At 37.3% G+C, this 13738-nt stretch carries 13 protein-coding genes; 8 read left to right on the top strand and 5 right to left on the bottom strand.

What is annotated here, in order from left to right; genetic code table 11:
• Window positions 1-162: 162 nt before the first annotated feature.
• Complete coding sequence (locus B8967_RS10675; RefSeq protein ID WP_084086085.1) at window positions 163-984, bottom strand: DUF4197 domain-containing protein; 822 nt, start codon at window positions 982-984, stop codon at window positions 163-165.
• A gap of 249 nt (window positions 985-1233) precedes the next feature.
• On the opposite strand from B8967_RS10675, the gene B8967_RS10670 reads away from it, so the two are divergent.
• The 6 genes from B8967_RS10670 to B8967_RS10645 all read left to right on the top strand — a co-directional run bounded on the left by B8967_RS10670 (window position 1234) and on the right by B8967_RS10645 (window position 7944).
• A complete protein-coding gene (locus tag B8967_RS10670; protein WP_084086084.1) occupies window positions 1234-3501 on the top strand; it encodes a glycoside hydrolase family 20 protein in 2268 nt (755 codons plus the stop codon).
• Window positions 3502-3517: 16 nt separating this feature from the next.
• Window positions 3518-4156: a Crp/Fnr family transcriptional regulator gene (locus B8967_RS10665; RefSeq protein ID WP_084086083.1), complete on the top strand. Its 639-nt coding sequence runs from the start codon at window positions 3518-3520 to the stop codon at window positions 4154-4156.
• Window positions 4157-4393: 237 nt separating this feature from the next.
• Window positions 4394-5188: a sulfite exporter TauE/SafE family protein gene (locus B8967_RS10660; RefSeq protein ID WP_084086082.1), complete on the top strand. Its 795-nt coding sequence runs from the start codon at window positions 4394-4396 to the stop codon at window positions 5186-5188.
• A 248-nt stretch (window positions 5189-5436) separates the two neighbouring features.
• The gene (locus tag B8967_RS10655) at window positions 5437-6858 is read left to right on the top strand and encodes an MBL fold metallo-hydrolase (RefSeq protein ID WP_084086081.1); all 1422 of its coding nucleotides are present in this window, start codon (window positions 5437-5439) and stop codon (window positions 6856-6858) included.
• Window positions 6859-6868: 10 nt separating this feature from the next.
• A complete protein-coding gene (locus B8967_RS10650; RefSeq protein WP_084086080.1) occupies window positions 6869-7432 on the top strand; it encodes a YeeE/YedE family protein in 564 nt (187 codons plus the stop codon).
• A 29-nt stretch (window positions 7433-7461) separates the two neighbouring features.
• Complete coding sequence (locus B8967_RS10645) at window positions 7462-7944, top strand: DUF6691 family protein (protein WP_084086079.1); 483 nt, start codon at window positions 7462-7464, stop codon at window positions 7942-7944.
• A gap of 122 nt (window positions 7945-8066) precedes the next feature.
• Here the strand turns inward: B8967_RS10645 and B8967_RS10640 are convergent, their stop codons facing one another.
• The 4 genes from B8967_RS10640 to B8967_RS10625 form a co-directional block, all read right to left on the bottom strand.
• Entirely contained in the window at window positions 8067-9467 is a 1401-nt protein-coding gene (locus tag B8967_RS10640) for a TolC family protein (protein ID WP_084086078.1), read from the bottom strand.
• Between the two features lies 1 nt (window position 9468).
• A complete protein-coding gene (locus tag B8967_RS10635) occupies window positions 9469-10626 on the bottom strand; it encodes an HlyD family secretion protein (protein WP_084086077.1) in 1158 nt (385 codons plus the stop codon).
• A gap of 5 nt (window positions 10627-10631) precedes the next feature.
• Window positions 10632-10910, bottom strand: coding sequence for a DUF3302 domain-containing protein (locus B8967_RS10630; protein ID WP_228406120.1), 279 nt, complete (start codon window positions 10908-10910; stop codon window positions 10632-10634).
• A gap of 297 nt (window positions 10911-11207) precedes the next feature.
• Window positions 11208-11813 (bottom strand): Crp/Fnr family transcriptional regulator, encoded by a 606-nt coding sequence (locus B8967_RS10625; protein WP_047485594.1) that lies wholly within the window; start codon window positions 11811-11813, stop codon window positions 11208-11210.
• A gap of 113 nt (window positions 11814-11926) precedes the next feature.
• On the opposite strand from B8967_RS10625, the gene B8967_RS10620 reads away from it, so the two are divergent.
• Together B8967_RS10620 and B8967_RS10615 are read left to right on the top strand one after the other, a co-directional pair.
• Window positions 11927-12922, top strand: a complete 996-nt coding sequence (locus B8967_RS10620) for an isoaspartyl peptidase/L-asparaginase family protein (protein WP_047485592.1) — start codon at window positions 11927-11929, stop codon at window positions 12920-12922.
• A 249-nt stretch (window positions 12923-13171) separates the two neighbouring features.
• Entirely contained in the window at window positions 13172-13735 is a 564-nt protein-coding gene (locus B8967_RS10615) for a hypothetical protein (RefSeq protein ID WP_084086076.1), read from the top strand.
• Window positions 13736-13738: the final 3 nt, after the last annotated feature.

Below are 13738 nucleotides of genomic sequence, written 5' to 3'. Positions count from 1 at the left end.
TAAAAAGCCTTGTCACTGACAAGGCTTTTTTATGTGATATAAATTCTTCTAATAGGTTGTAAACACATACCGATCGGCACGAGTTTAGAATTTTCAGAGAACAGAATGTATGGTTAGCAAAGAAATCCGGATCCTGAATTTTTGTTTCAAGACAAATGAAATTTATTTCCCATCCTGCGCCCCAAAAACTTTCTGCAAAATGCTTGTCGTTCTCATTGCCGGAGTGTTTCTGATTCCACTTTCCTTCTGAGCCACCATTTTGAAAACTCCATTGATGGTTTCTGTAGTAACATATTCGTTAAGGTCAGTAGTTACGGCTTGTCCTGTGAAGGTATTGTATTTTGAGATAAGGTTCTTCCATACTGTGTCTGCACCTACTTTCCCAAGAGAAGCTTTTACTTTAGGCTGAAAAGCAGTAAATAGCTGACTTTGGGTTTTGCCCTGAAGATAATTGGTCGCAGCATTATCAGTACTCAACAGAATGTTTTTAGCATCTGTAATCGTCATAGAGGTAATGGCATTGGTAAAGATAGGGGCAGCTTCCGTTACCGCATCTTCTGCAGCTCTGTTTAGTAATTTTACCCCTTCATCAGCAAGACTTCCCATTCCCAGAGAACGTAAGGTCGTATCAATTTTTCTTAATTTTTCAGGCATTAAAATTTTTACAGCTTCATTCTTGAAAAATCCATCGGTTAAAGCCAGTTTCTTCACTCCATCAGTGACTCCAATGTTTAAAGCTTCTTTTAATCCTGATGAGATCTGTGAAGACGTAAGATTACCAAGATTGGCAGTTGAAGTAGCAGATGTCTTCGTAGAAGTAGAAGGAGTGGTCGCTGTTGTTGTGGCTGAACCTTTTGTTTTTACAGGAGCATTAAGATCAACACCTGTTTTATCTTTCACTGTAGATTTTAAAATATCTAAAAGCTGAGCCTGTGTAGAAATTGAAAATAATAATCCGGCTGCTATAAAAATGTTTTTTTTCATCGTATTTTTTTTACAAATTTAAATGTTTATTCTTTGTAGTTGCTTACACTTAGCAAAAAATAAACCACAATTTTTTTTACCCCTGGGATTACTTCAATCTTCTTAAAAAGTTATTCTTAAATGTTTATCGATTTTTCATTATCTGTGAGGCCGGTTGTAGCTTTTACCAGAAATAGTTTTTAATTATCTAAAATGAGTCAATAAGTTTTAGAAAATAATTATCTTAGCTAAAACCTTAATCATACTTAAATGCAACGTTTTCTTTTTTTATTTTCTATTCTTTTCTCAACTGTTTTGGGGGCTCAAAAGAAGCTTAATCTGATTCCTTATCCACAAAATATAACCTTGGAAGATGGAGTGTTTATCATTCCGGAAACATTGATACTGAGTGATCAGCTTCCAAAAGAAGAAACTGACTATTTCAAAAAGCGTCTCGGCTCACTGGTTAAATTTAAGTACAGCAGTAAAAGAGAAGAGGCTCAACTTACCCAAGCGTTGGTTCCACAGCCCAAAATTCCTGTGACTACTGAAGAGGTGAAAGAAAAATATACACTTTCCATTTCATCAAAAGGAATTTTTATCACGTCCCATACAAAACAGGGATATTTTCTGGCACTTCAGACCTTGCTTCAGCTTTTTGAAGAACATAGAGAAGATAGAAAAATTCCAGCATTAAGAATTGAAGATCAGCCCAAATTTGCATGGCGTGGTATGCACCTTGACGTTTGTCGCCACTTTTTTACAGTGGATGAGGTGAAACAGTATATCGATTATTTGGCGATGTATAAATTAAATACTTTTCACTGGCATTTAACCGATGATCAGGGATGGAGAATTGAAATTAAAAAATATCCGAAACTTACGCAGATAGGTTCCAAACGTAAGGAATCTATGATTGGAGCTTATGTTGATAACACTTTTGATGGAAAACCTTATGGGCCTTATTTTTATACCCAGGCACAGATCAAAGATGTGGTGAAATATGCACAGGAAAGACATATAACCGTTGTTCCGGAAATAGAAATGCCGGGACACGCTTTGGCAGCTTTATCAGCATATCCTGAATTGGCATGTACCAAAGGACCTTTTGAAGCCGCTACAAAATGGGGTGTTTTTGATGATGTTTTCTGCCCTAAAGATGAAACTTTTACCTTTTTGGAAAATGTTTTAGATGAGGTGATTAAGCTGTTTCCTTCCCAATATATCCATATTGGTGGTGATGAATGTCCGAAAACAAGATGGAAAGAATGTGCCCACTGCCAGGAATTGATTAAGAAAAATAATTTAAAGGATGAACATGGCCTGCAAAGCTATTTTATTCATAGAATAGAAAAATATGTAAACAGTAAAGGCCGAAAAATCATCGGTTGGGATGAGATTTTGGAAGGAGGATTAGCTCCAAATGCTGCTGTAATGAGCTGGACTGGAGTAAATGGTGGTATTGAAGCCGCAAAATCAAAACATTTTGCAGTAATGACACCGGGTGCATACTGTTATTTTGACCATTATCAGGGAGATCCGCAATCAGAGCCCAATGCTTTTGGGGGCTTTACACCACTTGATAAAGTGTATTCTTATAACCCTATCCCTGCTGAATTGAATGCAGAACAGGCAAAATACATTATGGGAGTTCAGGCGAATTTATGGACGGAATATATTCTGGACTTTAAACAGGTACAGTATATGATATTCCCAAGGTTACTGGCACTTTCTGAAGTAGGATGGGGAACCTCAGATCCTAAAAATTATAAAGAATTTGAAAACAGAGTGATCAGCCAGTTCAGAGTTTTGGATAAAATGAAGGTGAATTATGCCAAGAGTATTTACAATATCTCAGGAAAGGTAATTCCGGCCAATAATGGTATTGCTTACGAACTATCCACTTCACAAAATTCAGATGGGATCAGATATACAGTAGACGGAACAGCTCCCACCATCAATTCTAATACCTATCAAAAACCTGTTTCAATCCCAGGTTCTTTAACAATTCAATCCGCATATTTTGAGAATGGTCAGCTGAAAAGTGCTGTTTCATCTCAGGAATTTAGCATTTCGAAAACGACAGGGAAAAAAATCACTCTTGAGCAACAACCGAGCGAAAACTATTCCTTTGGAGGTGCTTTTACTTTAGTAGACGGTATTATAGGTAATGTAAAACAGCTTGGTAAAACGTGGCTGGGATTTCAGGGAAAAGATGTGGTGGCAACCATAGATTTTGGGCAGAAAACAGGTTTCTCAGAAGTTTACTTTAATACCCTGGAAAATAAAGGAAGCTGGATTCATCTTGCTAAGTCGGCCAAAATTTTTGTTTCTGACGATAATAAGAATTTTAAACTTATAAAAGAGATCGGAAAAGAAGAGATTCAAAATACCAAAGGGAAAATAAAATTGAATGCAGGTTCTCAAAATGCAAAATACCTGAAGGTGATCATAGAAAATGCAGGAATTATTCCGGCAGGAAATCCTGGAGCTGATTCAAAAGCGTGGTTGTTTGTTGATGAAATTGGTGTACTTTAGCCAAAATTGAAATAAAATGCAGGACAGCGTACTTTATTCAGAATTCTCATCATCACCGGATCTTGTAGAAAAACTGTACCGGGTGGGAGTAACGAAAAATTACAGTGAAGGAGATATTATTTTAGACGAAAATGCTTCTATACGTTCTATTCCTATTGTAATGAAGGGAATGATCAAGGTGATCAGAACGGAAGAAGATGGCCGGGAAATCCTGTTGTATTATATTAAATCCGGGGAAAGCTGTATCATGTCCTTCCTTGGTGGAATGCACAATGAGAAAAGTATCGTTAAAGCTGAGGTAGAAGAAGATGCGGAGATTCTTTTTCTTCCGGTAGATCAGGTTTCCCTTTTTATCAAAGAACATCCGGAATGGCTGGATTATATTTTCAGGCTTTACCATAAACGTTTTGAAGACTTATTGGATATCATCAATGCTATTGCTTTTAAAAAGGTGGATGAAAGATTATTGAAGCTGCTCTATAAAAAATCTGAAATTACCGGCTCAGAAACGATCAGTACCACCCATGAACAGCTTGCCAATGAACTGGGAACAGCCAGGGTAGTGGTATCAAGGCTTCTTAAACAACTGGAAGAAGAAGGAAGACTAAAACTGGGCAGAAACAAAATCGTTCTCCTGAAAAAAGACAATGGGTAGCAAACCCCCAGGTTAATAATAAGCCTCATATTTCCCTCCATCGGAGAGGGGGCAAATCAAAGATTTGACGGGGTGGTTATATTATATCCTTTAATCTCTTCACAATATTCTTAGGTTGCAAAATCTTCCACTATGATAATAATGGTGTTATTTGTGTTTAGCTTCTTCGTTATGTAACAAAAGTAGCTGTGGCTGTTCTTAAACATTTCCATTTTTGCATTATAATTATTTGAACAAATGGAAATCATAGGTTATACAGCCGCAATTTTAATAGGAATTTCTCTTGGGTTGATTGGTGGCGGCGGAAGTATTCTGACAGTTCCTGTATTGGTTTATCTTTTTAGGCTAGACACTTTTCTGGCAACAGAATATTCTCTTTTTATAGTAGGAATAAGCAGTGCGGTAGGCTCTTTGTCATATTTCAAAAAAGGATTGATCAATAGTAAAATGGCGTTGATCTTTGGATTACCTTCCATTATTTCAATTTTTCTCACCAGAAGCTACTTGCTGCCTTTAATTCCTGAAGAAGTTGCCAGAATAGATACTTTTATAGTCACCAAAAATATTTTTCTCCTCCTGATTTTCGCAGGCTTAATGATTCTGGCCTCCTATAAAATGATAGGAAATAATTCTCCTCTGAAAACTTTAGAGACCCGATCAGAAAGCCGTAAAACTTTGTTGGCCGCCGGACAGGGCGTAATGGTGGGCATATTGACCGGATTTGTTGGAGCAGGAGGTGGTTTCATGATCATTCCGGCATTGGTAAATCTGTTGAGAATTCCTATGAAAACGGCAATAGGGACTTCTTTGGTTATTATTTCTCTAAACTCTCTGATCGGTTTCTTCTCTTCCGTGCATAATACAAAAATAGACTGGAACTTACTGGTATCTGTTACAGCTATTGCTGTCATAGGAATTATAATAGGCTCGCAATTGTCAAAAAAAATAGATGGTAAAAAGTTGAAGCCGATATTTGGATGGTTTATCCTGGTGATGGGCATTTACATTATTACCAGGGAAATATTTCTATAAGTATTTATGTGGTGGAAAGAGCACTTAATTTTTATGAAAATCATAGATTTTCATCTTCTGTGAACTTGTTATGCAACAGTTTCTAAATTTTCTTAAGTGAACTAAAGTGTTAAAAAAATCTTTTGTGCCTTTTGTGGTTAGAAAACGCAAATATCTGTTTCAAAATTCTGCTATGTAACAAAAGTAACTGTAGGAGAAAACAGAAAAAGGGAACTTTGTATAGGAAAACAAAATCAAAAATAAATAAAATGAAAATAGAACAGATTTATACAGGATGTTTGGCCCAGGGAGCATATTATATTACTTCTGCCGGAGAGGCGGCAATTATTGATCCACTTAGGGAAGTGCATCCTTATCTGGAAAGATTGGAAAAAGATAAAGTTCAACTGAAATTCATCTTTGAGACTCATTTTCATGCCGATTTTGTCAGCGGACATGTTGATTTAAGTAATAAGACAAAAGCCCGGATTGTATACGGCCCCACTGCTCAGACTGAGTTTCAGGCTATAATAGCTGAAGATAATCAGATATTTGAAGTGGGAAATATTAAGATTAAAGTTCTTCATACACCCGGGCACACAATGGAAAGCTCTTGTTACCTGCTGATTGATGAAAATGGAGAGGAAAAAGCCCTGTTTAGTGGTGATACTTTATTTTTGGGAGATGTAGGACGTCCGGATCTCGCTCAGAAAGCAGCAGAGATGACCAAAGAAGAGTTGGCAGGGCTGCTGTACGATAGCTTATATAAGAAAATTTTACCCCTGAAGGATGATATAACGGTATATCCGGCCCATGGAGCAGGCTCTGCCTGTGGAAAAAATATGCAGAAAGAAACCATTGATACATTGGGAAATCAGAAAGAAACCAATTATGCACTCAATCAAAAAGACAAAGAAAGTTTTATTCATGCCGTTACAGATGGGCTTCTGCCTCCACCAGCTTACTTTGGAATGAATGTGCTGATGAATAAAAAAGGATATCATAGCTTTGATGAAGTGCTGTCACAAGGGCTACACGCTCTTGTTCCGGAGCAGTTTGAAGAATTGGCAGAAGCTTCAGGTGCATTAATTTTGGATGTAAGAAGTAACGGTATATTTGCCAAAAGTTTTATCCCTCAATCTGTGAACATAGGATTAGATGGTGATTTTGCTCCGTGGGTAGGAACACTGATTGGAAACGTTAATCAACCTGTTCTGCTGGTAACAGACATCGGAAAGGAAGAAGAAGCTGTAACAAGGTTGAGCAGAGTAGGTTTCGATCATATTTTAGGCTTTTTAGGAGGAGGTTTTGAAGCATGGAAGCAAAGCGGAAAAGAAACAGACTCGGTAAAGCGGATTACTGCAGACCGGTTTGAGAAAGAAATAAAAGATAAAGAGGTTCAGATTATTGATGTAAGAAAAGAAAGCGAATACAGTGCTGAACATGTAGATAATGCCTATAACAAGCCGTTAGCCTACATTAACGAATGGATCAACCGGATCAACGCTGAAGAACATTTTTATCTGCATTGTGCTGGGGGGTACAGAAGCATGATGGCTGCCAGTATTCTTCAGGCAAGAGGCTACAGGAATTTTACAGAAATTGAGGGAGGTTTTAAAGCCATAGCTTCTACCGATGTTCCTAAAAGTGATTTTATGTGTCAGAATAAAATTTTAAATAAATTAGATTAAAAAAATAAAGATGTTGGAGATTATAAAAGAACCATGGCCCTGGTATATCGCAGGTCCGTTGATCGGGCTTACCGTTCCCGCTTTACTGATTATGGGAAATAAATCCTTTGGGATAAGCTCCTCGCTGAGGCATATATGTGCTGCCTGTATACCGTCCAATGTGAGCTTTTTCAAGTACGACTGGAGGAAAGAAGCCTGGAATCTATTTTTTGTGCTGGGGATTTTCTTCGGAGGATTTGTCGCGGCTCATTTTCTGATTAATCCAGCAGAAATCAATGTTAATCCTCATCTGAAAACAGAATTGGCAGGCTATGGAATTACAGATTACAGCAACCTTGTTCCTGTACAGCTGATGAATTTCCAAAGTGTGCTTACCCTGAGAGGGTTTATCATAATGGTGGTAGGTGGATTTTTGGTAGGATTCGGAACCCGATATGCAGGAGGATGTACCAGTGGACATGCTATTATGGGGCTTTCCAATTTACAGTGGCCATCTTTAGTCGCTACCATCTGCTTTATGGCAGGAGGATTTTTAATGGCCAATCTGATTCTGCCGGTCATCCTTTCCTTATAAGTCTAATTTTAGAAACTGAATAAAAAGTAATGATAAAAAAAATAGATCAAAATAATGATGTAGTTGATACGGAATGTATCGGTGTGAATAATAATAAATGGTATCATCACCTGAAGTATCTTATAGCAGGAGTAGTATTCGGAATTATTTTTGTGAAGGCCGAAGTGATCAGTTGGTTCAGGATACAGGAAATGTTTCGCCTGCAATCTTTCCATATGTACGGAATTATCGGAAGTGCTGTTTTAGTGGGAATAATTTCGGTATGGCTGATCAAAAAAATGAATATAAAAACAATTGACGGAGAACCTATTACACTGGTTCCTAAAAAATTTAATAAAGGCCAGATTTACGGAGGTTTGATTTTTGGTTTTGGATGGGCGATTACAGGAGCATGCCCCGGGCCGCTCTTTGCTCAGATAGGTACAGGAGCTGTAGCCGTATCCATTACTCTTATAAGTGCTGTTGCAGGAACATGGGTGTACGGATATTTCAGAGATAAACTTCCCCATTGATGTCGAATATAGACAACGGCCAACTTTATACATCACCGTTGAAGACGTGATAATGCCTAAAGATTTAATGGGTATTGAATAAAAAAGACTGCTGATTCTATCAGCAGTCTTTTGGTATAAAATTATGAAAATATGAAGTTTCCTGCTCCTAAAGCCATATAGAGGTTGATCCGTTCTATCCTGTACTGAAGTTCCAGATTGATGAGATTCATTTCATTTTTAAGAAGATCCCTCTGTTTTCGAACCAGGATGAAACTATTACTCGAACCCACTTTTATCTGCTTTTGAGTGAGTTCAATATTGTTTTTAAGTTCATCGATGGCACTTTGGTTATAAGAATGTTGTTTTTCTATAGAACGCAGGTTTGCTAAAGATGATTCTACTTCACTCAAACTATTCAGAACTGTTTTTGAATATTCCTCTACAGCTTGCTTTTGTTGGGAATTTTTTATTTCTACATTTTTTTTCAGCTTTCCATGGTTGAATAACGGGGAAACCAGTCCACTGCCCACTTTTACCAATGGATTGGAAAACAAAGAATTGATAGACTCTGCATTGCTGCTGGCTGTTCCTAAAGAAGTATTAATGCTCAGTGAAGGTAGTCTTGCTGCATTGGCCTGCTGTACTTCATAAAAAGCTTTTTCTATTTGGAAATGGCGAGCCTGTATATCCGATCTGTTTTCTAAAAGCTGCAACGGGAAAGAGGATGGGATATCACTTTCTAAAGCAGCAAAAGAATTTTGTGTAGTGAGTTTTCCTTCCGGATATTTCCCCGTCAGTAATTCCAGGGATCTTCTGGATTGGATATTTGCATTTTTAACCTTTTCAAGATATCCCTGTAGTGAAATAATTTCTGCAGATATATTGGATATGTCTAATGCATTAGCTGTCCCCACCTTTTTCTGGATCATATACAGCTTTTCCAGCTCTTTTGATTTTTGAATATAACTTTCAATTTTATACTCCTGGATATTTCCTGCAATATTTAAAAAATAAGCTTTGGCTATCATCGTAGCTATAGATTGATGCAGGAGGATATTTTGATACTTTGCTGAAAAATAATCACTTGTAACCGCCATTTGTGAAGCTTTATTTTTACCCCACAGATCTATTTCCCAGCTGGCTTTGACCGCAAGACGCTGGATTTGCCTTTCACTCACCAAATTATGGGATGTGTTGGCTACGGCACTGATACTTGGATAAAGATCACTTCCTGCAATTTCCATAGCCAATTCAATCTGATTAAGCTTTTCTTTAGCAATGATAATATCTGCATTATACAGCATCCCTTCATGGATCAGTGTATCCAGCTGAGGAGTCTTTATCTCTGTAATCCATTCATAGGAAAGTGATCTTGCATTTGCTTTTCTGTCAAAAATCCAATGATCCGGAATTTGAATGTGAGTGGCAATTTCACTGTTCTCCTTGAGCTGATGCATATTTTCTTCAGTGGGCTCTTTATAGCCGATACAGGAACTTAAGCTTATAGAAAGTACTCCAAGCAAAATTATTTTTTTATACATTTTAATGAAGTTTGGGAATCAAGAAGTTAATTTTACTACTTACACGGACCATCACTTTTCGGATAAGATGCAAAGGTTTGATGTGATCAGAATAGATGACAGCTGTTCCTCTTGCCCCTACAGTGAGCTGTTTCTGGTTTTCTTCCAGTACAAATTTGGCGATAAGCTTTCCGTCGGTTTCCGGTAATTGTCTGGCCGTATCAGGAAGTCCGGCAGTAGAACCGTTTCCTCCCAGCATTCCTCCCGCATTATTCATGATCCCTTGGCTGGTTGCATCGATTACATATTCAAGTCTGGCTTTCACCACCTTTCCCGGTTCTGTTTTAAGAGCCAGCTCCACTTCATCTCCTTTTTTCACCGTTTCCAATTCATTTTGAGCAAAAAAACCGATAATAGACTGCTGCTTTTGAATTAAAACAAAAGCTGATTTAAAAGGTGCCATAATTGCCCCTTCATTAAGCTGAACATTAGGAATGATCCCATCTGTAGGAGCCAAAACAACGGTTTGAGATAAATTCCATTTTGCCTGATCCAGTTTAGCCTGAATTTCAGATACAGAAGAGTTTTCTCCATTGTAGGAAGCGTTGGATTTGGTTTCCAAAGATTGTTGCTGAGATTGGGCGGCACTGATACGGGATTGTAAATCACGTGCATTGGCGACAGCTTGTTCAAGATCAAATCTATTGGCTGCCCCGGCTTCCACCAATTCCTGATACTGGCTCACTCTTTTATTAGCAAGATCCAGCTGTGACTGTAAACCGGAAATATTTTTTTTGGATGCGTAGATATCAGTATCGTAAGAGCTTACAGTAGCTTTCATATTACTGAGTTTGGCTTCCAAAGATTTAATTTCCTGTATGTAAGGTTCTCTGTCAAGTACAAATAAGGTATCTCCTTTCTTCACTTCCTGATTGGTCGTTACATAGACTTTTTTTACCTTTCCCAGAACCTGGGTGGTTATATCTACACTTCTGTTTCCAACTTTAACATCAGAGGTAATAGGACAATAATAGTTAAGGCTTAATATTAAAGCGATACTACCAAAAATAGGAAGTGAATAAACAACCACCTGTGTGGTAAATGTCCAGGGAATAAGTTTAAATTTTTTAATAAGCAGCCAGCAGATTCCGGCATATATGGCAATGAGTAATTCCAGCATACGTGTTAGTTTTCTATCGTTGTAAGTTCTTTTTCAGGAGTGTCTGTTTCTTTTTTTTGATCATCATAATCATAGTTGGCCCAGATTAAAGCAACCGGCCATAATAAGCCTCCAAAAACAAGGGAAAGGAGGCACATACTTTTTATGGCTTTCAATTGAGGGTGATTCTTTTTTTCTGCTACTTTTTCCGGATAAATATGAACTTTCCAGAAAAGGTAAATTCCCGCAATGGGTAGAATAAATAAAATCAACCATGAAGCGGCATTCGCTATATTGTCTTCCATATTGCCCGTTGATGCCTGAACCAAATTGCATGATAACAACAGGCAAAGAAGTAAGGATATTCTTTGCATAAAATAATTGAATAAGGTAATAATGAAAATTAAGTGTAAAACAAGGGTGTAACCTTACCATCAATGCATATCCGGCCGGCCACTTTGAATCTTAGGGAAGATTAAAGATTGTTCAATAGTATACTGTTTTTATGGGTGATATTTTTATCATATGGCTTACTTATTTGTGTACTAGTACTTTGAGTAAGCAAAAGTAGGAGGAATAAAATGAGAAAAAATATTCCTAAGTTATTTTTTTCTTTCGTTCCTTTTTTTATGAATCCTTGCGGTCATCCGTGAAAGAGAGTTGGGAGTAATTCCCAGAAAGTTTGCAATATACTTTCTATTGGCATTTTGAGAGGTAAAGGGCCGGTTTTCCAGAAAATCTTCATAACGCGAATGCGGAGAAGTAGAACAGAATTGTTCCGTGCGTACTTTTAATATACTTATAATCTGTTTTAAAGATCTAAGGTACATCGTATAGATGCCTTTGTGCTGAAATGCTATTTCTTCAAATTCATTTTTATTAAACAGAAAAATCTGAGTGTCAATGACCGCTTCAATTGTATATCTTCTGGTACTTCCCTGTGAATAAGATTCCGGACTTTCCATAATGGCGGCTTCTTTTTCTGAAGGTAAAAAAAGATTAGTTTCAACCCCGTTTTCATCATCAAAGAAAAATCTTAATAACCCATGAGAAAGTATAAATAAATGGGTGAAAGTTTGGTCAGGCTCTACCAGCTTTTCTTTTTTGTGAAGAAATTTTGGAGTACTGATATTGACCAAAATGGTAATTTCCTCATCAGATAATTCCTGAAAGAATACAATATTCCTGAAAGTTTTGAATAAGTCCATTACGAGGGTAAAGATAAATAAAAATAATAGATGATGCTCCAGTTGCATCATCTCGGGGATTTCATTGAAGTTTTTTTTAGATATTTGCGTTGTATTATATAATTTTGAATACAATGAACAATAACCGAAGAAGTTTTATCAAAAAACTGGGGATCGCAACAGCAGCACTTGCGGTAAATCCTTTAGACTTAATGGCTAGTGAATTACCGGAAAATACCAAAGTGGTAAACAAACCTATAGTCCTTTCTACATGGAATTTCGGGCTAAAAGCCAATGAAGAAGCCTGGACTGTTCTTGGGAAAGGCGGAAAAGCTTTAGATGCGGTTGAAAAGGGAGTTCGTCTTGTAGAGCTTGATCCAAAGGAAAGAAGTGTAGGATATGGTGGACGCCCGGACAGAGATGGAAGGGTAACGCTTGATGCCTGTATTATGGACGAAAATTATAATATAGGTTCAGTAGCCTGCCTGGAACATGTCAAAAACCCTATTTCTGTGGCCAGAGCAGTAATGGAAAAGACTCCCCATGTTATGCTCGTAGGAGATGGAGCCCTTCAGTTTGCCCTTTCACAAGGGTTTAAAAAAGAAAATCTTCTTACTCCCGAATCAGAAAAAGAATGGAAAGAATGGCTTAAAACCAGTCAGTATAAACCTATTGCCAATATTGAAAACCATGATACTATAGGAATGATAGCCCTGGATGCACAAGGAAATCTATCCGGAGCCTGTACTACCAGCGGAATGGCTTTCAAGATGCATGGAAGAGTAGGGGATTCTCCCATTATTGGAGCAGGGTTATTTGTAGATAATGAAGTAGGGGCAGCAACGGCAACCGGCCATGGAGAAGAGGTGATCAGAACAGTAGGAACACACCTTGTGGTTGAGCTGATGAGGCAGGGAAGAAATCCACAGGAAGCCTGTAAAGAAGCTGTAGAGAGAATTGTAAAGATCAATCAGAGAAGAAATAAAAACTTAAAAGATATTCAGGTAGGATTTATTGCCCTTAATAAAAAAGGAGAATACGGATCTTACTGCATTCAGGATGGATTTAATTTTGCGGTATATGACCAGAAAGGAAACCGCCTTGAAACCCCTGAATTTGCTTTAAAATAAATGAATTTGGAATATGCAAAGACACAAAAATTTTAAAATAGTAAGCTGCATTTAAGTAGTAAGAGAAAGTCGAATATTTTCAGCAAGAGGTATATTTTCTCTACTAAACACTCATCAATTTTATCGGAGATAAAATCCTTGCGCCTTATAAACATACAAATGAACAAGCTTTTGCGTCTTTTTGTATTCCAACAAATAAGTCATAGGTATATTGGCTTTAGCCAAGACAAAATATAGATCAAACAAAATATGAAAAGAACGATTATCGCTTTCTTATTTTTAATTATAGGCTGTAAGGAAGAAAAAAAGGAGATCACAGCACAAACCGAACCTAAGGTGAAAGAAGAGGTCGTCCAGGAAGCAAAACCTCAGGTTAATGAATCCGGAGAAGCTCAAAAATGGTTGGAAAAAAGTATCGAAGATTATTTTAAAGCTGATATTGGGAATGAAGAAAAGGCGATGCGGAAAATAACCACTAAAGACTATTTCGACTACAAAACAGATGCAATGAATGTTGATATGGATGTTGATGGCAGTCTTACCGAAAAAGAGTTTGAAGATAAATGGAAAACTAAGTTTAATACAAAACAGGCCGGAATTGGAGTTGGATTCTTAATATCTGGGCAGGACTGGACTGGAATAAAAATAGCAAAATGTCAGCTGATTTCTGAAAATGGGAATAGTTTTATGTTTGACGTGATCCTTTCAGATAAAGAAACTAAGGCTGAATATCCAATTAAGGTTAAAGTGAGTAAAGAGAATGTTTCCTTTTTGATTGCAGATGTACTGCAGGAAATTCCAAAGTTTAATTAGTAT

It is taken from the genome of Chryseobacterium sp. YR221 (assembly GCF_900176315.1).
Lineage (GTDB): Bacteria > Bacteroidota > Bacteroidia > Flavobacteriales > Weeksellaceae > Chryseobacterium > Chryseobacterium rhizosphaerae.
Note: the sequence above shows the minus strand (reverse complement) of the source record. Positions and strands in the feature narration are given on the sequence as shown.

Bases quoted from the DNA above. Each gene is read 5' to 3' on its own strand.
- B8967_RS10675 (WP_084086085.1), bottom strand. From the start codon at position 984: ATGAAAAAAAACATTTTTATAGCAGCCGGATTATTATTTTCAATTTCT.
- B8967_RS10670 (WP_084086084.1), top strand. From the start codon at position 1,234: ATGCAACGTTTTCTTTTTTTATTTTCTATTCTTTTCTCAACTGTTTTG.
- B8967_RS10665 (WP_084086083.1), top strand. From the start codon at position 3,518: ATGCAGGACAGCGTACTTTATTCAGAATTCTCATCATCACCGGATCTT.
- B8967_RS10660 (WP_084086082.1), top strand. From the start codon at position 4,394: ATGGAAATCATAGGTTATACAGCCGCAATTTTAATAGGAATTTCTCTT.
- B8967_RS10655 (WP_084086081.1), top strand. From the start codon at position 5,437: ATGAAAATAGAACAGATTTATACAGGATGTTTGGCCCAGGGAGCATAT.
- B8967_RS10650 (WP_084086080.1), top strand. From the start codon at position 6,869: ATGTTGGAGATTATAAAAGAACCATGGCCCTGGTATATCGCAGGTCCG.
- B8967_RS10645 (WP_084086079.1), top strand. From the start codon at position 7,462: ATGATAAAAAAAATAGATCAAAATAATGATGTAGTTGATACGGAATGT.
- B8967_RS10640 (WP_084086078.1), bottom strand. From the start codon at position 9,467: ATGTATAAAAAAATAATTTTGCTTGGAGTACTTTCTATAAGCTTAAGT.
- B8967_RS10635 (WP_084086077.1), bottom strand. From the start codon at position 10,626: ATGCTGGAATTACTCATTGCCATATATGCCGGAATCTGCTGGCTGCTT.
- B8967_RS10630 (WP_228406120.1), bottom strand. From the start codon at position 10,910: ATGGAAGACAATATAGCGAATGCCGCTTCATGGTTGATTTTATTTATT.
- B8967_RS10625 (WP_047485594.1), bottom strand. From the start codon at position 11,813: ATGGACTTATTCAAAACTTTCAGGAATATTGTATTCTTTCAGGAATTA.
- B8967_RS10620 (WP_047485592.1), top strand. From the start codon at position 11,927: ATGAACAATAACCGAAGAAGTTTTATCAAAAAACTGGGGATCGCAACA.
- B8967_RS10615 (WP_084086076.1), top strand. From the start codon at position 13,172: ATGAAAAGAACGATTATCGCTTTCTTATTTTTAATTATAGGCTGTAAG.